The sequence below is a fragment of the Isoptericola croceus genome (genome assembly GCF_029382255.1).
GTDB classification, from domain to species: Bacteria; Actinomycetota; Actinomycetes; order Actinomycetales; family Cellulomonadaceae; genus Isoptericola; species Isoptericola croceus.
This window is the reverse complement of the sequence record NZ_JARLLG010000011.1, coordinates 19,500-41,338: the sequence shown is the minus strand read 5'-3', so window position 1 is coordinate 41,338 and position 21,839 is coordinate 19,500. Positions and strand designations below refer to the sequence as shown.

23 protein-coding genes are annotated in these 21,839 nt (G+C 70.3%); 9 read left to right on the top strand and 14 right to left on the bottom strand.

Annotation, left to right across the window (positions count from 1 at the left end):
* Positions 1-19 precede the first annotated feature (19 nt).
* From PZC42_RS18235 to nadA, 3 genes are all read right to left on the bottom strand, one after another.
* On the bottom strand, positions 20-565 hold the full coding sequence (locus PZC42_RS18235) for an acyl-CoA thioesterase (RefSeq protein ID WP_277213112.1): 546 nt from the start codon (positions 563-565) through the stop codon (positions 20-22).
* Between the two features lie 64 nt (positions 566-629).
* Positions 630-1,229 carry a DJ-1/PfpI family protein gene (locus tag PZC42_RS18230; RefSeq protein WP_277213110.1) on the bottom strand — a complete coding sequence of 200 codons (600 nt, stop codon included), beginning with the start codon at positions 1,227-1,229 and terminating at the stop codon, positions 630-632.
* Positions 1,230-1,269: 40 nt separating this feature from the next.
* On the bottom strand, positions 1,270-2,475 hold the full coding sequence (gene nadA / locus PZC42_RS18225; RefSeq protein WP_277213108.1) for a quinolinate synthase NadA: 1,206 nt from the start codon (positions 2,473-2,475) through the stop codon (positions 1,270-1,272).
* A gap of 44 nt (positions 2,476-2,519) precedes the next feature.
* Here nadA and PZC42_RS18220 point away from each other — a divergent pair, with 44 nt between their 5' ends.
* Both PZC42_RS18220 and PZC42_RS18215 read left to right on the top strand, forming a co-directional pair.
* Positions 2,520-3,050, top strand: coding sequence for a glycerate kinase (locus PZC42_RS18220; protein WP_277213106.1), 531 nt, complete (start codon positions 2,520-2,522; stop codon positions 3,048-3,050).
* A gap of 74 nt (positions 3,051-3,124) precedes the next feature.
* Positions 3,125-3,475, top strand: a complete 351-nt coding sequence (locus PZC42_RS18215) for a HesB/IscA family protein (RefSeq protein WP_106269538.1) — start codon at positions 3,125-3,127, stop codon at positions 3,473-3,475.
* A gap of 24 nt (positions 3,476-3,499) precedes the next feature.
* Here PZC42_RS18215 and PZC42_RS18210 read toward each other — a convergent pair whose 3' ends face one another.
* Complete coding sequence (locus PZC42_RS18210; protein ID WP_277213103.1) at positions 3,500-3,757, bottom strand: sulfurtransferase TusA family protein; 258 nt, start codon at positions 3,755-3,757, stop codon at positions 3,500-3,502.
* Positions 3,754-4,911 carry a cysteine desulfurase family protein gene (locus tag PZC42_RS18205; RefSeq protein WP_277213102.1) on the bottom strand — a complete coding sequence of 386 codons (1,158 nt, stop codon included), beginning with the start codon at positions 4,909-4,911 and terminating at the stop codon, positions 3,754-3,756. The genes PZC42_RS18210 and PZC42_RS18205 overlap by 4 nt, the downstream gene beginning before the upstream one ends.
* 285 nt (positions 4,912-5,196) lie before the next feature.
* Here PZC42_RS18205 and ctaC point away from each other — a divergent pair, with 285 nt between their 5' ends.
* From ctaC to PZC42_RS18190, 3 genes are read left to right on the top strand one after another with little or no spacing between them, the layout of a single operon-like run.
* The gene (gene ctaC / locus PZC42_RS18200; RefSeq protein WP_277213100.1) at positions 5,197-6,123 is read left to right on the top strand and encodes an aa3-type cytochrome oxidase subunit II; all 927 of its coding nucleotides are present in this window, start codon (positions 5,197-5,199) and stop codon (positions 6,121-6,123) included.
* Positions 6,123-7,946 carry an aa3-type cytochrome oxidase subunit I gene (ctaD, locus tag PZC42_RS18195; protein ID WP_277213098.1) on the top strand — a complete coding sequence of 608 codons (1,824 nt, stop codon included), beginning with the start codon at positions 6,123-6,125 and terminating at the stop codon, positions 7,944-7,946. The genes ctaC and ctaD overlap by 1 nt, the downstream gene beginning before the upstream one ends.
* Complete coding sequence (locus PZC42_RS18190) at positions 7,943-8,344, top strand: cytochrome c oxidase subunit 4 (protein WP_277213096.1); 402 nt, start codon at positions 7,943-7,945, stop codon at positions 8,342-8,344. Before ctaD ends, PZC42_RS18190 begins: the two co-directional genes overlap by 4 nt.
* A 199-nt stretch (positions 8,345-8,543) precedes the next feature.
* Here PZC42_RS18190 and PZC42_RS18185 read toward each other — a convergent pair whose 3' ends face one another.
* From PZC42_RS18185 to ctaE, 5 genes are all read right to left on the bottom strand, one after another.
* The gene (locus PZC42_RS18185; RefSeq protein WP_277213095.1) at positions 8,544-9,170 is read right to left on the bottom strand and encodes a superoxide dismutase; all 627 of its coding nucleotides are present in this window, start codon (positions 9,168-9,170) and stop codon (positions 8,544-8,546) included.
* 168 nt (positions 9,171-9,338) lie between these two features.
* Positions 9,339-11,048, bottom strand: coding sequence for a cytochrome bc1 complex cytochrome b subunit (qcrB, locus tag PZC42_RS18180; RefSeq protein ID WP_277213093.1), 1,710 nt, complete (start codon positions 11,046-11,048; stop codon positions 9,339-9,341).
* The gene (gene qcrA, locus PZC42_RS18175) at positions 11,045-12,097 is read right to left on the bottom strand and encodes a cytochrome bc1 complex Rieske iron-sulfur subunit (RefSeq protein ID WP_277213091.1); all 1,053 of its coding nucleotides are present in this window, start codon (positions 12,095-12,097) and stop codon (positions 11,045-11,047) included. The genes qcrB and qcrA overlap by 4 nt, the downstream gene beginning before the upstream one ends.
* Entirely contained in the window at positions 12,094-12,876 is a 783-nt protein-coding gene (gene qcrC, locus PZC42_RS18170; protein WP_277213089.1) for a cytochrome bc1 complex diheme cytochrome c subunit, read from the bottom strand. The genes qcrA and qcrC overlap by 4 nt, the downstream gene beginning before the upstream one ends.
* 67 nt (positions 12,877-12,943) lie before the next feature.
* Positions 12,944-13,597: an aa3-type cytochrome oxidase subunit III gene (ctaE, locus tag PZC42_RS18165; protein WP_277213087.1), complete on the bottom strand. Its 654-nt coding sequence runs from the start codon at positions 13,595-13,597 to the stop codon at positions 12,944-12,946.
* A gap of 202 nt (positions 13,598-13,799) precedes the next feature.
* On the opposite strand from ctaE, the gene PZC42_RS18160 reads away from it, so the two are divergent.
* Together PZC42_RS18160 and trpD are read left to right on the top strand one after the other, a co-directional pair.
* A complete protein-coding gene (locus PZC42_RS18160) occupies positions 13,800-14,189 on the top strand; it encodes a response regulator (RefSeq protein WP_277213085.1) in 390 nt (129 codons plus the stop codon).
* A gap of 33 nt (positions 14,190-14,222) precedes the next feature.
* Positions 14,223-15,296, top strand: coding sequence for an anthranilate phosphoribosyltransferase (gene trpD, locus PZC42_RS18155; RefSeq protein ID WP_438802973.1), 1,074 nt, complete (start codon positions 14,223-14,225; stop codon positions 15,294-15,296).
* Between the two features lie 50 nt (positions 15,297-15,346).
* Here the strand turns inward: trpD and PZC42_RS18150 are convergent, their stop codons facing one another.
* The 3 genes from PZC42_RS18150 to PZC42_RS18140 are packed head-to-tail and all read right to left on the bottom strand — an operon-like array spanning position 15,347 to position 19,225.
* Positions 15,347-15,628 (bottom strand): Lrp/AsnC family transcriptional regulator, encoded by a 282-nt coding sequence (locus PZC42_RS18150; protein WP_277213081.1) that lies wholly within the window; start codon positions 15,626-15,628, stop codon positions 15,347-15,349.
* Positions 15,622-17,382 (bottom strand): DEDD exonuclease domain-containing protein, encoded by a 1,761-nt coding sequence (locus PZC42_RS18145; RefSeq protein WP_277213078.1) that lies wholly within the window; start codon positions 17,380-17,382, stop codon positions 15,622-15,624. Before PZC42_RS18145 ends, PZC42_RS18150 begins: the two co-directional genes overlap by 7 nt.
* Positions 17,383-17,416: 34 nt before the next feature.
* The gene (locus PZC42_RS18140) at positions 17,417-19,225 is read right to left on the bottom strand and encodes an AMP-dependent synthetase/ligase (RefSeq protein ID WP_277213076.1); all 1,809 of its coding nucleotides are present in this window, start codon (positions 19,223-19,225) and stop codon (positions 17,417-17,419) included.
* Between the two features lie 210 nt (positions 19,226-19,435).
* On the opposite strand from PZC42_RS18140, the gene PZC42_RS18135 reads away from it, so the two are divergent.
* Entirely contained in the window at positions 19,436-20,380 is a 945-nt protein-coding gene (locus PZC42_RS18135) for an ROK family glucokinase (protein ID WP_277213074.1), read from the top strand.
* Between the two features lie 31 nt (positions 20,381-20,411).
* Here the strand turns inward: PZC42_RS18135 and PZC42_RS18130 are convergent, their stop codons facing one another.
* Complete coding sequence (locus PZC42_RS18130; protein WP_277213072.1) at positions 20,412-20,921, bottom strand: hypothetical protein; 510 nt, start codon at positions 20,919-20,921, stop codon at positions 20,412-20,414.
* A gap of 42 nt (positions 20,922-20,963) precedes the next feature.
* On the opposite strand from PZC42_RS18130, the gene PZC42_RS18125 reads away from it, so the two are divergent.
* A complete protein-coding gene (locus PZC42_RS18125; protein WP_277213070.1) occupies positions 20,964-21,773 on the top strand; it encodes a lysophospholipid acyltransferase family protein in 810 nt (269 codons plus the stop codon).
* Positions 21,774-21,839: the final 66 nt, after the last annotated feature.

Genomic DNA, 21,839 nt, shown 5'->3' with positions numbered 1-21,839 from the left:
TGCCGACCGGAACCGCTGCTCAGGCCCGGTCGGCCTCGCGGTGCGCCACGTCGACCGATCGGGCCCAGGCGGCGACGTCGTCGGGCAGCGTCGGGCTCGCCACGGGCCGCCCGCCGCCGAGCAGGCCGACGACGTCGGCCGGCGCGACGCGCGAGCCGTCCTTGCCCAGGAACCGTCCGGCGACCCAACCTCGGGCCGAGAAGGTGCCGCGGCACGTGAAGACCTGCTCGATGTAGACCACTCGCGCGTCCCAGCCCAGGACGCGCGTGCTGATCTCGACGCGATCGAACAGCTGCAGCGACCGCTTGTACATCATGGTCGAGGCTGCGACGACGGGATACCAGCCCTTGTCCTTGAGCAGACGGAACCCGCCGAGGTCGGCGATGAGGTTGGATCGCGCGACGTCCATCATCTGCAGGTACGAGCCGTTGTTGACGTGGAAGTACATGTCCAGGTCGCCTGGATGTACGCGCAGCACGGTCGTGGACGCCTCGAGCAGGCCACGTCCGGGGACGGGCGTGCGGGGGAGCAGAGAGGCCTTGGCGAGCTGGATCATCCGCGTCATAGCGCCACGATATGTCAGCGACTCGCGGTATCAGGTATCGAGCGTCGGGCGGTGGCCGACGGCGTCACACCGTGCGCGGCGGGTCGTACTGCAGCGCTCGGCACACCGCGGCGGCGGCGGTGTCCGACTCGAGCCGGGCCACCAGGTGCAGGGCCATGTCGATACCTGCCGACACCCCGGCCGAGGTGACGACGTCTCCATCGTCGACGAACCGCGCCTCGGTGTCGACCAGGATGCTCGGATCGATCCGCGCCAGCTCGTCGTAGTGGTCGTGGTGAGTGGTCGCGGGTCTTCCTGCCAGCAGCCCGGCAGCCGCGAGGACGAGCGCCCCCGTGCAGACGCTGGCCACGACGGGCGTCTGCAGGCGCACAGCGCGCAACCACTCCCGGTGCGTCGCGTCGTCGAGCAGGGTGCGGGTGCCCCAACCGCCGGGGTGGACGAGCAGGTGGAGCGGGCCCACGTCGTCCGCGGAGCGGTGCGGGAGCATCCGTAGGCCGCCCGCGAGCCGCACACCGTCCCCGGTGCGCGAGAAGGTGCTCACGCGCGGCTTGATCTCCGAGTGCTCGGCCCAGGAGGTGAAGACCTCGAAGGGTCCGACCACGTCCAGCTCGTCGGCCTCGTCGAACACGAGGATCCCGACGTGCAGCCCACCGTCGGTGCTCATCGCACGGTCATCGCCCTTCGTTCCGGACCAGGGATCGACCTCAGATCCCGGGCAGCGCCAGCATCTGGTCGAGGGCCACCTGGGCCCAGTGCGCGTCGTCGGCGTCCACGACGATGCGGTTGACCACGCGGCCCTCGACGAGCGACTCCATCGCCCAGACGAGGTGCGGCAGGTCGATGCGGTTCATGGTCGAGCAGAAGCACACCGTCGAGTCGAGGTAGTGCACCTGCTTGTCCGGGTGCGCGGCAGCGACGCGGCGCACCAGGTTCAGCTCGGTGCCGATCGCCCAGGACGACCCCGGCTCGGCGTTCTCGAGCGCCTTGATGATGTACTCGGTCGACCCCACCATGTCGGCGGCGTTGACGACATCGTGCTTGCACTCCGGGTGCACCAGCACGTTGACGTCCGGCACCGCGGCCCGGATGTCGGAGACGTTGCGCTCGGAGAACCGGCCGTGGACCGAGCAGTGACCGCGCCACAGGATCATCCGGGCGTCGCGCAGCTCGGCGGCGGTGAGGCCGCCGTCCGGCTTGCGGGGGTCGAAGACGACGCAGTCGTCCAGGCTCATGCCGAGCTGGAGCACCGCCGTGTTGCGGCCGAGGTGCTGGTCCGGCATGAAGAGCACCTTGCCGGTCCCGTCGACGCCACCCACCTTGTCGAAGGCCCAGCGCAGCGCCACCTGGGCGTTCGAGGAGGTGCACACCGTGCCGCCGTGACGTCCGGTGAAGGCCTTGATGGCGGCGGTGGAGTTCATGTAGGTGACCGGGATCGTGTCGGCCGCGACGCCGGCGTCCTCGAGGACGGCCCAGGCCTCCTCGACCTGCGAGATCTCCGCCATGTCCGCCATCGAGCAGCCGGCGGCCATGTCGGGCAGCACCACCTGCTGGGAGTCGGCCGTCAGGATGTCCGCCGACTCCGCCATGAAGTGCACGCCGCAGAAGATGACGAACTCCGCCTCCGGCCGTGCCGCGGCGGACTGGGCGAGCTTGAACGAGTCGCCCGTGACGTCGGCGAAGTCGATGACCTCGTCGCGCTGGTAGTGGTGGCCGAGCACGAAGGCGCGGTCACCGAGGGCGGCGCGCGCGGCACGGGCCCGCTCGACCAGGTCGGGGTCCGACGGCGACGGGAGCGTGCCCGTGCACTCGACACCACGCTCGGAGGCGAGGTCGCGACCCTGCCCGAGCAGGAGCAGGGGGGACGATGCCGGCTCGACGAAGGGGGACGTCTCGTTCAGCAGAGTGCTCACGGGCCCTATCTTCCCACGAGGCCAGGATGTGCCACGATCGGTCCGTGCACGCGCTCATCGTCGCCGCGTCCGGCGGCCCGAACCCTGCCGACCCCGCCACGCGGGCCGCGGCGCTCGCGGCCGCCTGGTCGGCAGCCGCACCTCGTTGCGACGTCGAGCCCCTGGTCCTGCCGAGGACCCCTGGGTCCGTCGCGCCCGGGCCAGGGGTCGGGGTGCCGCGCCCGACGGGCGTGTTCGTGCCGACCACGTCTTTGGGCCTGTCCAGCGTGGGGTCGCCGCCCGCCGCCCCGGAGGTCACCCTGCTGGCCGAGCGCGCGGCCAGGGCCGACCTCGTCGTCGTCCACGTGGGTGTGCTGGACGGGGCCGCGCTGCACGAGGGCCCGGTGGCCGAGGCGGCGCGCGCCGCGGCGCCGCACGCGGTCCCGGTCGTGGTCCTCGCCGGGCGCTCGGAGGTCTCGCGCCGTGAGCAGGCCGCCGGCGGTGTCGCGGGGGTGCACGTGGTGGGGGAGCCCTGGGACGACGGTGCCGTCGGTCGTGCGGCGCGTACCTGGGCGCCCGCGTGGGGCGGGGTGTGACCCGGGTCATCGACCAGAGCCGATTCCGGCGTAGGATCGGGAACAGCCAAACGGGCCAACCTGTTGGAGGAAGCATGACCGACACCACCGAGATCGCCACGCACGGCGTCGAGCTCTCCGAGGTCGCCGCGAACAAGGTCCGCACCCTCCTCGAGCAGGAGGGACGCGACGACCTGCGTCTGCGCGTCGCCGTCCAGCCTGGCGGCTGCTCCGGCCTCATCTACCAGCTGTACTTCGACGAGCGTCTGCTCGACGGGGACGCGCTGCGCGACTACGACGGCGTCGAGGTCGTCGTGGACCGCATGAGCGTCCCGTACCTCGACGGCGCAAAGATCGACTTCGCCGACACCATCGAGAAGCAGGGCTTCACGATCGACAACCCGAACGCCGGCGAGTCCTGCGCCTGCGGCGGTTCCTTCGGCTGACGCCGTCCGAGCCAGTTCGACGCATCACTCCCCGAGGCGGACGGTCAGGGCCCACCAGGGTCCGCCGTCCGCCTCGTGCTTCTCCGCCCCGGTCGTCGCGTGCCCCCGCAGGCGCGCCCAGGCCGGCACGTCGTGCTGGGCGGCGGGGTCCGTGGCCAGCACCGTCACCTCGGTCCCGGCAGGTAGCTCCTTGGCGCGCGCGGCCAGCCGGATGACCGGCAACGGGCAGCGCAGCCCGCGGGCGTCCACGACGTGGTCGTCGAGCGGCTCGTCCGTGCTCACAGGCCCTGGACCCCCAGCATGTCCCGCACCGTCGCCACGGCCCCCGGCAGGACGTCGAGGAATCGCTCGACGTCGGCGGACGTCGTCGAGCGGTCCAGCGCGATCCGTACGTTGCCGTGCGTGAGGACACCCATGGCGGCGAGCACGTGCGACGGCTCGAGCGTGCTCGCCGTGCACGCCGACCCCGACCCGACGGCGAACCCGGCGCGGTCCAGCTCGGACACGAGCGCCTCGCCGTCGACGTAGAGGAACGAGAACGTCACGACGTGGGGGAGCCGGCCCGACGGGTCGCCCACGACCTCGACGTCGGGGATCTGCGCCACACGGGCGCGGACGTCCTCGACGAGGCTCCGGCGGCGGGCGTCCTCATGCGAGCGGTCCTCGTTGACCGCCTGCAACGCCACCGCCGCAGCGAACGCCGCCGGGACGCTCACGCCTCCGGGCGCCCACGGTTCGGGGTCCTCCGGCCCGGTGGGCACCGTACGGGTGCGATGCCTGACGGCGACGATCCCCACCCCTGCGGGCGCCCCCCAGTCGGCAGGATCGGCCGCCAGGACGTCCCATGCCGGTCCGACGACGGCGTGCCCCACGCTGGCGCCCGCATCCACCAGCAGCGGCACGCCGGCCGCGCGGGTCGCCTCGTGGACGGCGTCGACCGGCTGCGTCGTGCCGACCTCCCCGTTGGCGTGCTGCAGGGCGGCGAGCGCGACGTCGCCGGCGGACACGGCCGCGGCGAAGGCGTCGGCGTCGACCCGGCCGTGGTGGTCGACGGGGACCGTCACCCGCCGGCCGCCCGGGGGTGCCGAACGGTCGGCGGCGTGCAGGACCGCCGCTCGCTCGACGGCACCGACGACGACGTCGCTGCCGTGCCGCCGCCGCGCCTGGGTGACGTGCGCGACGGCCGCGTGCAACGAGGCGGTGTGCGACGGCGTGAACCGGACCTCCTCCGTGCGCGCACCGAGCACGCCCGCCACCGCCTCGCGGGCACCGTCGAGCAGGGCTGCTGCGCGACGACCCTCGGTGTGCAGACGGCGCGGGTCCGCCCAGCCGTCGTCGAGCGCCTGGAGGAACGCTGTCCGCGCGAGCGGGTGCCACGGTGCCCGGCCACCGTTGTCGAGGTGGGTCCGGCCGGCGGGGACGGTGGGGTGCGTCACACGGAGCCCTTCGTCAGGTGGCGGAAACAGCACGCGGCGCGCACGACCATGATGCCGTGATGGTCGTGGGAACGGCCAACGGCCTCGTGATCTGACACGGCCGATGGCCGTGTCGCGAACTGCTCGGATGGCGACGCCGGGGGGCGTTCGCGTCAGGTAGGAAGCGGGCGCTTCTGGCGTCGGAAGCGTGAAGGTCGCGCTAGGCTGCTCCCATCGAGGACGAAGGTCCTACCCGTGCGCCTAGAGCCAGGGCGCGGCGGTCGGACGAGACGTGAAAGGCCTCCCTTGCACTCGAAGAGCCCCACCCGCACCCGGCGGGCACTGGCGTTGCGTGCGACGGCTCTCGCCGTTGCGGTCGCGACGCTCGCCTCCGGCTGCGCCAGCGACGCCGTCCAGCGCGGATATCTCCCCGGATACACCGACGGGGAGGTGACCAACCAGACCGGGCGGATCACAGAACTGTGGGTCGGCTCCTGGGTCGCCGCGCTCGCCGTCGGTGTCATCACCTGGGGGCTGATGCTGTGGTGCGTCGCCGCCTATCGCAAGCGCCGCGACGACCACCGCCTGCCGGTGCAGACCCGTTACCACATGCCGCTCGAGATCATGTACACGATCGTGCCGACGCTCATGATCCTCGTGCTGTTCTTCTACACGAACCGCGACATGACGGCCATCCTCGACACCACGTCCGAAGAGGCCGACGTCAACATCCAGGTCATCGGCAAGCAGTGGAGCTGGGACTTCAACTACCTCGACGACGACGTCTACGAGACCGGCCAGCAGCTGCTGCAGCCCGGTTCGCAGACGGCCGAGGACGAGGTCGACGGCGCGCGAGGCACGTCCCACGCGCTGCCGACGCTGTACCTGCCGGTCGGCGAGCGTGTCGAGTTCACGGTGGAGTCGCGCGACGTCATCCACTCCTTCTGGATCCCGGCGTTCCTGTTCAAGATGGACATGATCCCGGGCAGATCGAACACCTTCCAGGTCGTCCCCGAGCGTGAGGGGACGTACGCCGGCAAGTGCGCCGAGCTGTGCGGCGAGTTCCACTCGGGGATGCTCTTCAACGTCAAGGTCGTCGACCGGGCCGAGTACGACGCGCAGATGGCCGAGCTCGCGGCCAAGGGGCAGACCGGGGAGCTCGGTCTGGACCTCAACCGTCAACAGCACGGTGAGTTCACCAGCGAAGAAACGACTCCGGAGGTCGAGGGCTGATGGCCACCACCGAGACCACGTACGGGTCCGAGGTCGTTCCCGGACTCCGTTCCGAGCGGCAGACCCTGGGCCGGACCGTCATCAAGTGGATCACCTCCACGGACCACAAGACGATCGGGTACATGTACCTGATCACGTCGTTCTTCTGGTTCGCCGTGGGAGGCATCCTCGCGCTGATCATCCGCGCGGAGCTCTTCCTGCCCGGCATCCAGGTCGTGCAGAGCAAGGAGCAGTACAACCAGCTCTTCACGATGCACGGCACGATCATGCTGCTGCTCTTCGCGACGCCGCTGTTCGCAGGGTTCGCGAACGTCATCATGCCGCTGCAGATCGGCGCGCCGGACGTGGCGTTCCCCCGCCTCAACATGCTCGCCTACTGGATGTTCCTGTTCGGTGGGCTCATCGCCGCCGCCGGGTTCTTCACCCCGCAGGGCGCGGCCTCCTTCGGGTGGTTCGCCTATGCGCCGCTGTCGAACACCACCTTCAGTCCAGGGCTCGGTGGAGACCTATGGGTGTTCGGGCTGGCGCTCGGCGGGTTCGGGACCATCCTCGGTGCCGTCAACTTCATCACCACGATCATCTGCATGCGCGCACCGGGCATGACGATGTTCCGGATGCCGATCTTCACCTGGAACACGCTCGTGACCAGCCTGCTGGTCATCATGGCGTTCCCGCCGCTGGCCTCGGCGCTCTTCGCACTGGGTGCCGACCGCCGCTTCAACGCGCAGGTCTTCAACCCGGACAACGGGGGAGCGGTGCTCTGGCAGCACCTGTTCTGGTTCTTCGGCCACCCCGAGGTGTACATCATCGCGCTGCCGTTCTTCGGCATCGTCTCCGAGATCTTCCCGGTCTTCAGCCGCAAGCCGATCTTCGGCTACAAGGGCCTCATCTACGCGACGATCGCGATCGCAGCCCTCTCGGTGACCGTCTGGGCGCACCACATGTACGTCACGAACGTGGTCCTGCTGCCGTTCTTCTCCTTCATGACGATGCTCATCGCGGTTCCCACCGGGGTGAAGTTCTTTAACTGGATCGGCACGTTGTGGCGAGGGAAGCTCACCTTCGAGACACCGATGCTGTGGTCGATCGGCTTCCTCGTCACCTTCCTCTTCGGCGGCCTGACGGGCATCATCCTGTCGAGCCCGGCACTGGACTTCCACCTGTCCGACTCCTACTTCGTGGTGGCGCACTTCCACTACGTGGTCTTCGGCACCGTGGTGTTCGCGATGTTCGCCGGCTTCTACTTCTGGTGGCCCAAGTTCACCGGCCGGATGCTCGACGAGCGCCTCGGCAAGATCCACTTCTGGATCCTGTTCGTCGGCTTCCACATGACGTTCCTGGTGCAGCACTGGCTCGGGGTCGACGGCATGCCCCGCCGGTACGCCGACTACATGCCTGACGAGGGCTTCACCTGGGGGAACCAGCTCTCCACGGTCGGGGCGTTCATCCTCGCGGCGTCCACGCTCCCGTTCCTCTGGAACGTCTACTCGACCTGGCGCAACGCGCCCAAGGTCCAGGTCGACGACCCTTGGGGCTACGGACGCTCGCTCGAGTGGGCGACCTCCTGCCCGCCGCCGCGGCACAACTTCACGTCGCTGCCGCGGATCCGCTCCGAGTCGCCGGCCTTCGACCTGCACCACCCGGAGGTCGCGGCGATGGAGGACCCGCACATGAACCAGGTCGGGCTCGAGCAGGTCTACGGCGGAGCCGACCGCAGGGGGCAGGCCGACCTGGTCGAGGAACGCCAGATCAAGGACTACCCGGAGAAGCACGAGTCGCCCACGGCCGTGGACGGCCCTGAGGACGAGGAGACGACCAAGTGAAGATCGAGATCCGGCTCTTCATCTGGCTGGCGCCGTTCTTCCTCATCGTCGGCGTGCTCTACGGCTTCTTCAGCGGATGGTCCGAGCCCGTCGGCTACCTGGGGATGCCGCTCGTCGGTGGACTCATGGCGATGATCGGTGCCTACCTGGCGCTCCAGGCGCGGCACATCGACCCACGGCCCGAGGACGACGAGCAGGGCGAGATCGACCAGGGAGCCGGCGACCAAGGTGTCTACGCACCGTGGTCGTGGTGGCCGCTGGTGCTCGGTGCCGCCGCTGCCGTGGCCTTCCTCGGCCTCGCCGTCGGCTGGTGGGTCTTCTACATCAGCATCATCATCGGGCTGGTCGGCCTCATCGGCTGGGTCTTCGAGTTCAGCCGAGGTCAGCACGCCCACTGATTCGGGCGACACATGACCAAGGGCCCGCATCCTCCGACGAGGATGCGGGCCCTTCGTGCTGGACGGGAGAGGCACGTGGTCCTGCGCCGGCCCGTCTCCGCCGGGTCCAGGGGCGTGAACGAGAAGGGAGCCTGACTCTCGCGCTTCACGCGCGAGAGTCAGGCTCCCTTCTTCTGGCCGTGTCCTCGTCAGAAGAGGCTCATGCCGTGACGATGAGGCCGTTCGTGGCCGTACGAGCACGCTCGAGGCGCGCAGCCACGTCCTGCCAGTTCGCGATCTGCCAGAACGCCTTCACGTAGTCGGCCTTGACGTTGAGGTAGTCGAGGTAGAACGCGTGCTCCCACATGTCGAGCATGAGCAGCGGCGTGATGCCGACCGGGACGTTGGCCTGCTGGTCGAACAGCTGGAAGATCGCCAGACGCTGTCCGATCGAGTCCCAGCCGAGCACGGACCAGCCGGAGCCCTGGATGCCGTTGGCGGTCGCGGCGAAGTGGGCCTGGAACGCTGCGAAGGAACCGAACTGGTCCTTGATCGCCTCAGCCAGCTCGCCCTCCGGCTCCCCGCCGCCCTCGGGGGACAGGTTGTGCCAGAACACCGTGTGGTTGGTGTGGCCGCCCAGGTGAAAGGCGAGGTTCTTCTCGTGCAGGTTCACCGCGCCGAGGTCGCCGGACTCGCGTGCCTCTGCCAGCTTGTCCAGGGCGGTGTTCGCCCCGGCGACGTAGGCGGCGTGGTGCTTGTCGTGATGCAGCTCCATGATCTTGCCGCTGATGTGCGGCTCGAGCGCGCTGTAGTCGTAGGGCAGGTCAGGCAGCGTGTAGACAGCCATGCTCATGTACCTTCCGTTGTGGTGTTCGCGTACCGCGGGAGTGCGCGATGTTGCGGCGTCGACCCGGTGGACGTGCCCGCCGGGGCAGGATAGACAGAGACCCGCGCATCTCGCTCGCCGCGTGGGGCGAGAGGATGCGCGGGTCTTCCATCTATCCGCTCAGGAGACTCAGTGCTCCCGCTCGACCTTCTCGGCCCCCGAGACCAGCTCGGGGGAGTGCTGGGCGGCCGCGATCTCGTCGTGCTCGCCGTGCGAGTGCGCGGCGGCGAACTCGGCGGGCGTCACGGGCTCGACGCGGTCCTCGTAGAAGAACCGCGACAGCTGCTGCCACCGCTTGTCCTTCTTGTACCCGGGCCGCTTGACGCCGCGGGCGTCCGTCGCGGGCTCGATCTCCAGGGGCCGGTGTGCGTCGTAGTTGACGCGCAGCCACCGCTCCTGCTCGTCCAGGGGGCGGTGCACCTCGATGTACTCACCGTTGGCGAACCGGACGATCCGACCGGTCTCGTGCCCGTGCAGGACGAGCTCGCGGTCCTTGCGCTGCAGACCCAGGCAGATGCGCTTCGTGATCCAGAAGGCGAACACGGGACCGGCGAAGAACAGGATGCGGAACACCCAGGTGATCTGGTTCAGCGACATCGCGAAGTGCGTGGCGATGAGGTCGTTGGCGCCGGCCAGTGCGAGGACGATGAACGCCGTCAGGAAGGCCACACCCAGCCCGGTGCGCACCGGCACGTTGCGCGGGCGGTCGAGGACGTGGTGCTCGCGCTTGTCCCCGGTCACCCGTGCCTCCAGGAACGGGTAGACGAACAGGAACGTGAACAGCAGGCCGGGGATGACGACCGCTGGGATCAGGACGTTGAGCGAGAGCGTGTACCCGAAGATCACCCATTCGGTGCCCCACCCCGGCATGAGCCGGAGCGACCCCTCGAGGAAGAGCATGTACCAGTCCGGCTGCGCGCCCGCTCCGACCGGCGAGGGGTCGTACGGGCCGTAGTTCCAGACGTTGTTGATGCTCATCGTGGCGCCCATCAGCGCCAGGATGCCGAAGATGATGAAGAAGTTGCCGCCCATCTTGGCGACGTACACCGGGAAGAGCGGGTATCCGACGACGTTCTTGTCGGTGCGGCCACCGCCCGGGTACTGGGTGTGCTTGTGCAGCACCATGAGGAACAGGTGCACGCCGATCAGGGCGACGATGAGCGCGGGAACCAGCAGGATGTGCACGGTGAAGAGGCGCGGGATGATGTGCTCGCCGGGGAACTCGCCGCCGAAGAGGAAGTACGAGGTGTAGGAGCCGATCACCGGGATCGACTTCACGACGCCGTCGGTGATGCGCAGACCGTTGCCGGAGAGCACGTCGTCGGGCAGCGAGTAGCCGGAGAAACCGGCCGCCAGACCGAGGATCATCAGCAGGGTGCCGACCAGCCAGTTGATCTCGCGGGGCTTGCGGAAAGCGCCGGTGAAGAACACGCGCATCATGTGGACCACGATGGCGGCCATGAAGACCAGGGCTGCCCAGTGGTGGATCTGCCGCATGAGCAGACCACCGCGGACCTCGAACGAGAGATCCAGCGTGGAGGCGAAGGCCACCGACATCAGCTGGCCCTGCATCGCCTCTGGCCCGTCGCCGTGGTACTCGATGAGAGCCATCGACGGGTCGAAGAACATGGTCAGGAAGACGCCGGTCAGCAGCAGCACGACGAACGAGAAGAGCGCCATCTCGCCGAGCATGAAGGACCAGTGGTCCGGGAAGACCTTGCGCGCGAACTCCTTGACCGCGACCCCGACAGAGGTGCGCTGGTCCAGGTAGTCGGCCGCCTTGCCGGCGGGCGTCGCCGGCGCGTCAGTGGTGGAGGAGGGGCTGGTGTCGGTGCTCACTTCAGGCGCTCCCAGTAGCTCGGGCCGACAGGCTCGGCGAAGTCGTCCTGCGCCACGAGGTAACCCTCGTCGTCGACCGCGATCGGCAGCTGTGGCAGCGGCCGGTTCGCGGGGCCGAAGACGACCTTGGCGCCGTCGGCCATGTCGAACGTCGACTGGTGGCACGGGCAGAGCAGGTGGTGCGTCTGCTGCTCGTACAGGGCCACCGGGCAACCCACGTGGGTGCAGATCTTCGAGTAGGCCACGATCCCGTCATATGACCAGGTCTCACCCTCGGGCGACTGGTCGGAACGAAGCTCCTCGGGGTTGAGTCGGACCAGAAGGACGACGGCCTTGGCCTTCTCCGTGATCCACTCGTGCGACCGCATCTCCTCCTCGGAGGCCTCCGGGATCACGTGGGCCGCGGAGCCCACCGTGAGGTCCGAAGCCTTGATGAGGCGGCCGGAAGGGTCGTAGGCGAGGCGCCTGTTCCGCTCCCAGATCGTGTGCCGGAACTTGGACACGTCCCAGTCGCCGCCGACGCTGGAGATGAGCGGGACGGCGAAGGTGAGCGGGAAGAGCGCGAGCGCCGAGACGGCAGCACCCTTGAGCACGCCACGGCGGGCGATGCCGGCGTCCTCGACGCCGTCGGTGAGGTGCTGGACGGCGACCGTACGCGCCTCGGGCGAGCTCGCGAGCCCGTGACGCTCGTCCACGTACTCGTGGTCGCTCATGAGCGACTTCGCCCAGTGGATGGCACCGATCCCGATGCCCAGCAGGGAGATCGCCATCGTCACGCCGAGCAGGGCGGTCGACAGGCGTGTGCCCTCCGTCGTCCCGTCGGGGCGGACGGCGAAGTAGGCGACGACGGTGGCGATGGCGCCGAGGCACGAGATCGCGAAGATGAGCGCGACGATGCGCTCGTTGCGCTTGGCCGCCTTCGGGTCGATGTCGGTCAGCCGCGACCGGTGCGCCGGGACGCCCGGGTCGTCGAAGCGCTCGGGGTGGGTCGGCGCGGCGCTCGACGTCGCGACGTCCTGACCGGGGTAGGGGTTCTGGTTCTCGCTCACGAGGACTTCGCTCCGATCCACACAGCAGCACCGATCATCAGCCCGAGTCCGACGACCCAGGCCCAGATGCCCTCGCTGACAGGGCCGAGGGAACCGAGAGAGATGCCACCGGCCGAGCCCTCGCGCTGCTCGACGAGGTAGGCGATCACGTCGCGCTTCTCCTCAGGGGTGATGTTGGCGTCGTTGAAGACCGGCATCGACTGCGGACCGGTCAGCATGGCCTGGTACAGGTTGCGCTCCGAGACGTCGTCCAGGGGCGGAGCCCACTTGCCCTCGGAGAGTGCCCCCCCGGCGCCGACGGCGTTGTGGCACATCGCGCAGTTGGTGCGGAACAGCAGGGCGCCGTTCGCGGAATCGCCGAGCTCGGCGTTCACCTGCTCCGCGGTGGGGATCGCCGGGCCGGCACCGAGGGAGGCCACGTACGCCGCGAGGTCCGCGGTCTGCTGAAGGTCCATCTGCGGCGGCTTCGCAGCGGCCTGCGGCCCGCTCATCTGCATGGGCATGCGGCCGGTCGAGACCTGGAAGTCGACCGCGGCGGCACCCACGCCGACGAGCGACGGGGCCTCCGAGGTGCCTTCGGCGTTGGGGCCGTGGCACGTGGCGCAGTTGGCCTGGAAGAGACGCTGTCCCTTCTCCACGTCGGTCTCGGTGCTGGCGGTCTCGGCCGTGGCCGGACTCGGCGCCAGGACGGCGTACAAGCCGCCCGTGACCAGCAGCGCCAGCAGCATCAGCACGACCGGGGCGGCCCGGTGGTGCCGGCGGGCGGCGAGTGCCTTCACGAAAATGTCCTCGTCTCACAGGTGGATGGTGCAGGGGCTGGGGCGGCGTCGGCGCCGACCGGGAAGGTCACCTCAGCAGGTAGATCACCGCGAACAGGGCGATCCACACGATGTCGACGAAGTGCCAGTAGTAGGACACCACGAGGCCGGTGGTCACCTCGTGGTGCGTGAACCGCTTGGCGCGGAAGGAGCGGCCGAGCAGGAAGAGGAACGCGATGAGTCCGCCGGCCACGTGCAGACCGTGGAACCCGGTCGCCAGGTAGAAGACGGAGCCGTAGGCGCTCGAGGAGATCGTGAGGCCGTGCTCGACGAGCTCGGCGTACTCGAAGATCTGCCCGGCGACGAAGAACGCCCCCATGAGGTACGTCAGCGTCATCCACTCGTTCATGCCCCAGCGGTTGACCTGGAGCAACGAGCCCGTGCGCACCGGCTGGAAGCGCTCCGCCGCGGTGACGCCGAGCTGGCAGGTGATCGACGACGTCACCAGCACGAGGGTGTTGATGAGCGGGAAGGTGAAGCTCACCTGTGCTGCCTCCGCAGCCCATTCCTCCTCCGGCATCACGGAGCGGACGGTGAAGTACATGGCGAACAGGCCAGCGAAGAACATGAGTTCGCTGGCGAGCCACACGATCGTCCCGACCGAGACGGTGTTCGGCCGGTTGACGGTCACGTGCTGATGGGCGTGGGGGGCAGCAGCCGTTGCAGTCGACACGTCGTCCATTATGGCTGACGTGAGGTGGGTTCGAGGACCGCAGGGGGGTGGTTGGTGGAGATCGAGTTCACAGAACCTGCAGAATCGTGCCGTCGACGGCGTTGTTGGTGACGGATTCGGCGAGACTGCCACGAAAAGACCACGCAGTGTCACTGACCGAGGTGACGGACCTGTGCCACGATGCCACCAAACATCTGCGAAGGGATGCTCGATGACGACCGGCCCCCGTGTCCTGCTGTACAGCGACGACGCCACCGTGCGCGAACAGGTGCGGCTCGCCGTCGGACCACGCCTGCGCGCAGGTGCTGCCGAGATCGCCTGGACGGAGGTCGCGACACCGCACGAGCTCCTCGCGAAGGCTGGGAGCAGGCGCTTCGACCTGCTGGTCCTCGACGGCGAGGCGGACAAGGCCGGCGGGATGGGCCTGTGCCGTCAGCTGAAGAACGAGGTGTACGACTGCCCGCCCGTCCTCGTGCTCACTGGGCGGGCGCAGGACGCCTGGCTGGCATCATGGTCCCTCGCGGACTCCGTGGTACCGCGGCCCCTCGATGCTCTCGAGGTGCAGCGGGCGGTGGCGGCGACGCTGTCGCAGGCCGCCTGAGACCTCCGTGCCGCCCTGCCCTTCTCGTCGAAAGTGACCGCCGTGCCCACGAACGCCTCGCCCGATCTCACCTGGCCCGGAGTGCTCACCGAGCTCATCGCCGGCGTCGATCTCACCGCCGAGCAGACGTCGTGGGCGATGGACCAGGTGATGTCGGGGGAGGTTCCCCCGACCCGGTTGGCGGGGTTCCTCGTCGGGCTGCGGGCCAAGGGGGAGACGGCAGCGGAGCTGTCCGGGCTGGCGGAGGCGATGCTGGCCCACGCGGTCCGTATCGAGGTCCCCGGGCCCACCCTCGACCTCGTCGGGACGGGAGGTGACCGCCACCACACGGTGAACATCTCCACGATGGCGGCCGTCGTGGTGGCGGGGACCGGGCTCCGTGTGGTCAAGCACGGCAACCGTGCTGCCTCCTCGTCCTCCGGCTCAGCGGACGTCCTGGAGGCCCTGGGGGTCCGGCTCGACCAGCCGGCCGAGCGGGTGGCCGAGATCGCCATGGAGGCGGGCATCACCTTCTGCTTCGCCGGGATGTTCCACCCCTCGATGCGGCACGCGGCGACGGCGCGTCGCGACCTGGGCATCGCCACCGCCTTCAACTTCCTCGGGCCGCTGACGAACCCCGCACAGCCGCGCGCGACCGCGGTCGGGTGCGCCGACGCCCGGATGGCACCCCTCATGGCGGGCGTGTTCGCCGCGCGCGGTACGAGGGCTCTCGTCTTCCGCGGCGACGACGGGCTCGACGAGCTGGCCGCCACCGGTGGGGCGACGGTGTGGGAGGTGCGCGACGGCGAGGTCGTCGAGCAGCGGTTCGACGCTGCGGCGGACGTCGGCCTGGACCCGATCGGGATCGCGGACCTGCGTGGCGCGGACGCGGTGCACAACGCTCAGGTGGCGCGCGAGGTCTTCACCGGCACCGACCAGGGCCCGGTGCGCCAGACGGTGCTGCTCAACGCGGCGGCGGCGCTGGTGGCGGACGGCACCCTGGCGGGCACCTCCGAGGGGTCGCTCGCCGACCGCCTCGGCGCAGGGTTGGAGCACGCCGGGCGCAGCATCGACGACGGCGGCACCGCGGACGTCATCGAGCGATGGGTGACCGCGACCCAGTCCTGACCGCCGCGCCGGGAACGGCTGGGTGAGACTCGGTCTCGTCGCAGAGCGGGTCAGTCGTCCAGCCCCAGGGCGAACGCCTGCTCGAGATCGACGTTCGAGTACGCCCGGAACGCGATGAGCGTCTCGGTGCGCAACACGCCCTCCACCTTGCTGATCCCGTCGGCGATGACCGCCGAGAGCGCGTCGTGCTCCTCGACACGCACCATCGCGACGAGGTCGGCCTTGCCGGTGACGGAGTAGACCTCGCTCACCCCGCGCAGGTTCGTGACCTGCGTGGCGACCTCGGGGATGCGGTCCGGCACGGTGTCGATGAGGACGATCGCGGTCAGCATGCCGCCATCGTATCCGCGCTGCGCAGCGCCAGCGCGACCGACGTCGACACGTCCTCGAGATCGGCGTGCGCGATGGCAGAGCGGACCGGGCACGTCCACGGGCCGGAGACGTGCACCAGCCGCACGCCCGGCTGGTCCAGCCACTCCAGGACCAGGGCAGCCTCCTCCGGGTGGCAGGCGGGCGCCGGCGGCGGGGGTGGCTCCACCACCTCTGCCGTGGCACGCAGCGCCTCCACCACGGGCAGCGGGTCCTCCTGAGGGCCGGTCACGGCGGTGCCCGCGAACCTCGCGTGACGTACGACGACGAGCTCCCAGCCGCCCGCCGCCGTCGGCCGCGCCGCGACGAGCTCGGCGCACCGGCTCAACGGGTCCAGCCGCTGGGCGCGCGCGGCGGCCCGGACGAAGGCACGGAGCCTGTCCGTCACCTGCCCGGCCTCCTCGAAGCGTTCCTGACCGGCCAGCCGGGCGACCCGCTCCGCGAGCGCCCGCACGACGGTGCCGGGGTCTCCCGTCAGCGCGACCCGTGCCTCCTCGACGACGGCGGGGTAGGCGGCATCGGGTGCGGTGGACGCGGTGCACGGGGCCGAGCAGCGTCCGAGGCCGGCCAGGGCGCAGGGGCTGCGGGGCGATCGGGTGACCACCGGCAGGCGCTGGGTGCACTGGCGCAGACCGATCGCGTCGTGCATCGCCTCGACGGCAGCGGTCGCCGCCCGACGCGAGGTGAAGGGACCGATGTGCGGGACGTCCCCGCGGACCTCGGGGACCACCGAGAGGCGAGGGTAGGGCTCGTCGGTGAGGCGGACCCACGTCTGGCGCTCGGGGTGCTTGGACCGCCGGTTGTACCGCGGCGAGTGCTCGGTGATGAGCCGCAGCTCGCGGACCTGGGCCTCGAGCGGCGTGGCACAGACCACCGGGGTCACGGCGTGGGCGATCCGGACCATCTCGGTGATCCGGCGGCGCTTCTCGGCGGCCGTGAAGTAGGACCGGACGCGCTTGCGGATGTTCGTGGAGGTCCCGACGTACAGCACCTCGTCGTCCGGGCCGCGGAAGAGGTAGACACCGGGTGCGGTGGGCAGGCCCTCCGCCAGGGTGGCCTTGCGGCGCACGTCGGCGGGGACCGGGTCCGCGGCGGTGGCGAGGTCCTCGAGATGGGTCACGCCGAGCGGGGCGAGCCGTTCGAGCAGGGCGTGCAGCACGTCGACCGTGGCGCGCGCGTCGGCGAGCGCCCGGTGGTCGGGGGAGGTCTGCGCGCGGAAGAGCCGTGCCAGCGTGGCGAGCTTGTGGTTGGGGGCCTCGTCCCGGGGCACGACGCGGCGTGCGAGCGGGAGCGTGTCGACGACGTCGAACCCAGGCCAGACGTAGTCCAGCTCGGCGCAGGCGGCGCGCAGGAAGCCGATGTCGAACGGTGCGTTGTGCGCCACGAGCACGCAGCCGTGGGCGAACTCGAGGAAGCCTGGCAGCACGAGTGCGACGTCCGGTGCGGTGGCGACCATCGCCGTGGTGATCCCGGTCAGCCGAGCCACGAAGGCCGGCACGGGCCGACCGGGATTGACCAACGACTGGAACTCGCCGAGGACCTCACCGCCGCGCACCTTGACGGCACCGATCTCCGTGATGCCGGCATCGCTCGCTCGGCTGCCGGTGGTCTCCAGGTCGACGACGACGAACGTGACGTCCCGCAGCGGTGTGCCGATGTCCGCGAACGAGGGCTGGACGGCCCTCGCTCCGGGCTGCGGGGCTGGTGCGATCGACATGGCGGGGACCGTAGCCCCCGCCACCGACAGCGCGTCAGTCCGGGGACTGCTCCCGGTTGTCGAGGTAGAGGGCTTCCACGTCGTCGGAGAAGTCGGCCAGGACGACCGAACGCTTGACCTTCATCGAGGGCGTCAGGTAGCCGTTCTCGACCGTGAGGTCCTCCGGCAGCAGGGAGAACTTGCGGATCGACTCGGCACGGGAGACAGCCTTGTTGGCACGTGTCACGGCGGCGTCGAGCGCCGCCAGCACGTCCTCGTCCGACTTGGCCTGCTCGACGGTCATCTCCGGCTTGTCGTGCATCTTGAGCCAGCCCGGCAGGCCCTCCGGGTCGATCGTGATGAGAGCGCCGATGAACGGGCGGTTGTCCCCGACCACGACGCACTGACTGACGAGAGCGTGCGCCCGGATCCGGTCCTCCAGGGCTGCCGGGGCGACGTTCTTGCCGCCGGCCGTCACGATGATCTCTTTCTTGCGCCCCGTGATCGACAGGAATCCGTCGTCGTCGAGCGCGCCGAGGTCGCCCGTGCGGAACCACTCGCCGTCGAACGACTCGGCGGTCGCCTCGGCGTTGCCGTGATAGCCACGGAAGATGTGCAGTCCCTTGAGCAGGATCTCGCCGTCGGCGGCGATCTTGACGCCGCAACCGGGCAGCTGGGTCCCGACCGACCCGATCCGGTTCGCCTCAGGACGGTTGACGCTGGTGGGCGCGGTGGTCTCGGTCAGGCCGTAGCCCTCGAGGATCGTCAGGCCGATGCCACGGAAGAAGTGGCCGAGCCGCTCTCCGAGGGGCCCGCCGCCCGAGACGGCGTACCGGGCCTGCCCGCCCAGGGCGTGCAGGAGCTTGCCGTAGACGAGCTTGCCGGCGACCTTGTGCTGGAGGTTGAGCCAGAAGGACGGGCCGCCGGCGTCCTGGGCGCGGGACCACTCGATGGCGGTGGCGGTGGCCCACTGGAAGATCTTCAGCTTGCCGCCGGCTGCGGCCTTCTGCTCGGCCGAGTTGTAGACCTTCTCGAAGACGCGCGGCACGGCGAGCACGAAGGTGGGCTTGAAGGTGCCCAGACCCGTGGTCACGGTCTTGACGTCCGCCCAGTGCCCCAGGACGCTGCCGCCCGCGACGGCGAGGATCTCGATGAACCGCGCGAAGACGTGCGCCAGCGGCAGGAAGAGCAAGGTGCGCCCCCCGGCGGCGAACACCTCCGGCACGGCGGCGACGGCGTTCGTGGCGAGCGAGGCGAAGTTCCCGTGGGTCAGCTCCGCACCCTTCGGGCGCCCGGTGGTGCCCGACGTGTAGATGATCGTGGCGATGTCGTCGAGGTTCGCCAGCGCGCGACGGCGGGTGATCTCGGCGTCGTCGACGTCGGCGCCCGCGGCGGTCAGCTCGGCGATCGCGCCGTCGTCGATCGAGAGCACCTCGCGCAGCGTCGGTGCGGAGTCGGCGATCGTGCGGACCGTGGCGACGAGCTCGGCGTCCTCGGCGACGAGGATCGTGACGCCGGCATCGGTGACGATCCACTCCACCTGTTCGGGAGACGACGTCTCATACACGGGGACCGGCACGGCACCTGCGGCCCACACCGCGAAGTCGAGGAGCGTCCACTCGTAGCGCGTCCGCGACATGATGCCGACCGGGTCGCCCGGCTGGACCCCCTTGGCGACGAGGCCCTTGGCCACCGCCACGACCTCGGCGTCGAAAGCGGCGCCGCTGAGGCTCTCCCAGCCGTCTCCCGAGGGGCGTTCCACGATCGTGGCGTCCGGGTCCTTGGTGACCCGGTCGGTGAGGAGGCCGTTGAGGTTCGACGTCGGGGGCAGCTCTACGAGCTGCGGGATGGTGATCTCGTCCATGCTGACTCCAGTGGCAGGGCTGGTCGGTGGCGGTCACGATACCGGGTCGCACGGGCTGCTCGGGTACCGGCGCACCACCTGGTGGACGGTGCGTGCGGGCGGTGCGCGGGTCGGTAGTCTTGTCCCCGGCGCGCTCGGGCGCGCCGACCCGTGTCGGTGCGGCGGACCTGTCCGCCCGACGTCCCCGAGCTCGAACGTGAGGACTGACGCATGCACGCCATCGGAGTCGACATCGGCGGAACGAAGATCGCCGTCGGCGTCGTGGACGAGGCCGGTCGCATCCTGGCCAAGATCCGACGGGACACCACCGCCGACGACGTCGCGAGCATCGACCGGGCGATCGCCGACGCGTGCACGGAGCTGATCAAGGAGCACGAGGTCGGGGCCATCGGCCTGGCGGCGGCCGGCTTCGTCAGCCCCGACCGGACCTCGGTGCTCTTCGCGCCGAACATCGCCTGGCGCGAGTACCCGCTCGCGCAGCGGGTCGCCGAGCTCATCCACCTCGACGTGCCGGTCGTCGTCGAGAACGACGCGAACGCCGCCGGCTGGGCCGAGTTCCGCTTCGGTGCCGCGCGGGCGGCGACGGACATGCTCCTGCTGACGGTCGGCACCGGGCTCGGTGGGGCCGTCGTCGTCGACCGAGAGCTCGTCCGAGGCAAGTGGGGCGTGGCCGCGGAGGTCGGGCACATGCGGATGGTGCCCGGAGGGCACTACTGCGGGTGCGGGCACGAGGGCTGCTGGGAGCAGTACGCCTCGGGCACGGCGCTCGTGCGCGACGCCCGTCAGGCGGCGACGGCGACCCCCGAGCGCGCTCGGCGGCTCGTCGAGCTGGCGGGGGGCGATCCTGCCGACATCACCGGGCCGCAGATCACCACCGCCGCGCAGGAGGGGGACCCGCTGGCGATCGAGCTGCTGGCCACGCTGGGCCGGTGGATCGGGGAGGGCTCGGCGTCGGTCGCCGCCCTGCTCGACCCGGAGCTGATCGTGCTCGGCGGTGGCGTCGGCGCGGCGGGCGACCTGCTGCTCGCCCCGGTGCGCCGGGCGTACGAGGCTCAGCTCTCCGCGCTCGGGCACCGGCCCGTCGCGCAGATCGAGCTCGCGCAGCAGGGCAACGAGGCCGGCATCATCGGCGCCGCCGACCTCGCGCGCCGCTGACGCGGGACCGTCCGGTGACAGGTCGCGAGCCTCAGACGACGGCGCCGGGATCGCGGTCGTCGGGATCGCGGCGGTGCGGCATCCGCCACACCAGGACGGCGATCGCGGCGAGGAACGCGCCACCGCCGGCGGGCCCGAGCCAGCTCGGCACCGGCAGCTCGGGGATGAGGGCCGTCACCACGACGCCGATAACGGTCAGCACGGGCACCGCCACCGCGACGGTCCAGGAGAGCGTGAGCAGCGGGTCGCGGTGGGCGACGGGCTCGGGGTCGGGCGGGACGAAGTGCTCCTCGGCCTCCTCGAGCGCCTCGACCTCCGGCGTCGTCGGCCAGTCCCGCGGTCCGCTGGGCTGTCGAGGAGCCACTGGGAGCTCGGTGGGGAGCGACGGCGTATCAGCCTGGTCGTCGGCGCGCTCGGCGTCTTCGACGGTGAGCCCTGACTGCTCCACGTCGTCGAGACGTGCGACGATGTCGGACCAACGGGCGTCGACGTCGGCGTCCGGCAGGTCGTCCGGTTCCGCGTCCCGGTTCGGTGAGGCCATGGGACCACTCTATTGTCGTCGGTGACGCCGCGAGGAGGACCGTTGTTCTACTGGATCATGAAGCAGGTGCTGGTCGGGCCGTGGCTGCGGCTCGCCTTCCGCCCGTGGACCAGGGGCGTGGAGCACGTACCGGACACCGGTGGCGCGATCCTCGCGAGCAACCACCTGGCCGTCATCGACTCGTTCGTGCTGCCGATCGTCCTCGAGCGTCAGGTCAAGTTCCTCGGCAAGTCGGACTACTTCACCGGTCGGGGCCTCAAGGGCCGGCTCGTGGCGGGGTTCATGCGGGGGGTCGGCACGATCCCGGTGGACCGGTCCGGAGGCAAGGCCAGCGAGGCCGCGCTGCGCACGGGGCTGCGGGTCCTGGACGAGGGGGACCTGTTCGGCATCTACCCCGAGGGGACGCGCAGCCCGGACGGACGGCTCTACCGCGGCAAGACCGGCGTGGCGAGGCTCGCGCTGGAGTCCGGCTCCCCGGTGGTACCGGTGGCCATGGTGGGGACGGACGTCGCGCAGCCGCTCGGGCGCGTGGTGCCGAAGCCACGGCAGATCGGCGTGGTGTTCGGCGAGCCGCTGGACTTCAGCAGGTATCGGGGGATGGAATCCGACCGGTTCGTGCTGCGGGCCGTCGCCGACGAGATCATGTACGCGATCCTGCGGCTCAGCGAGCAGGAGTACGTCGACGTCTACGCCGCGACGGCGAAGGTCCGGCTCGCCCAGGGGCTGCCGGTGGACGCCACACCGGGGGCGTCGCGTCCCGCCGTCGAGCCGGAGACCTTCGCGGCGGGCGAGGAGCCCGGGGCGACGGGCCCGCAGACGTCTCGCACCAGGCCGCAGGACCCCACCGGCTGAGACGCCGTCACGGGCCCGCGTGCGGGCTCATAGGATGGGGAGCGTTCTTCGTCCCCCATCGAGAGG

Excerpts from the sequence above, each read along its gene's own strand:
- PZC42_RS18145 (WP_277213078.1), bottom strand. The coding sequence starts at position 17,382 with ATGTCGATCGCACCAGCCCCGCAGCCCGGAGCGAGGGCCGTCCAGCCC.
- PZC42_RS18130 (WP_277213072.1), bottom strand. The coding sequence starts at position 20,921 with ATGGCCTCACCGAACCGGGACGCGGAACCGGACGACCTGCCGGACGCC.
- PZC42_RS18235 (WP_277213112.1), bottom strand. The coding sequence starts at position 565 with ATGACGCGGATGATCCAGCTCGCCAAGGCCTCTCTGCTCCCCCGCACG.
- PZC42_RS18150 (WP_277213081.1), bottom strand. The coding sequence starts at position 15,628 with ATGCTGACCGCGATCGTCCTCATCGACACCGTGCCGGACCGCATCCCC.
- PZC42_RS18185 (WP_277213095.1), bottom strand. The coding sequence starts at position 9,170 with ATGGCTGTCTACACGCTGCCTGACCTGCCCTACGACTACAGCGCGCTC.
- PZC42_RS18140 (WP_277213076.1), bottom strand. The coding sequence starts at position 19,225 with ATGGACGAGATCACCATCCCGCAGCTCGTAGAGCTGCCCCCGACGTCG.
- PZC42_RS18135 (WP_277213074.1), top strand. The coding sequence starts at position 19,436 with ATGCACGCCATCGGAGTCGACATCGGCGGAACGAAGATCGCCGTCGGC.
- PZC42_RS18160 (WP_277213085.1), top strand. The coding sequence starts at position 13,800 with ATGACGACCGGCCCCCGTGTCCTGCTGTACAGCGACGACGCCACCGTG.
- ctaE (WP_277213087.1), bottom strand. The coding sequence starts at position 13,597 with ATGGACGACGTGTCGACTGCAACGGCTGCTGCCCCCCACGCCCATCAG.
- PZC42_RS18215 (WP_106269538.1), top strand. The coding sequence starts at position 3,125 with ATGACCGACACCACCGAGATCGCCACGCACGGCGTCGAGCTCTCCGAG.
- PZC42_RS18230 (WP_277213110.1), bottom strand. The coding sequence starts at position 1,229 with ATGAGCACCGACGGTGGGCTGCACGTCGGGATCCTCGTGTTCGACGAG.
- ctaD (WP_277213098.1), top strand. The coding sequence starts at position 6,123 with ATGGCCACCACCGAGACCACGTACGGGTCCGAGGTCGTTCCCGGACTC.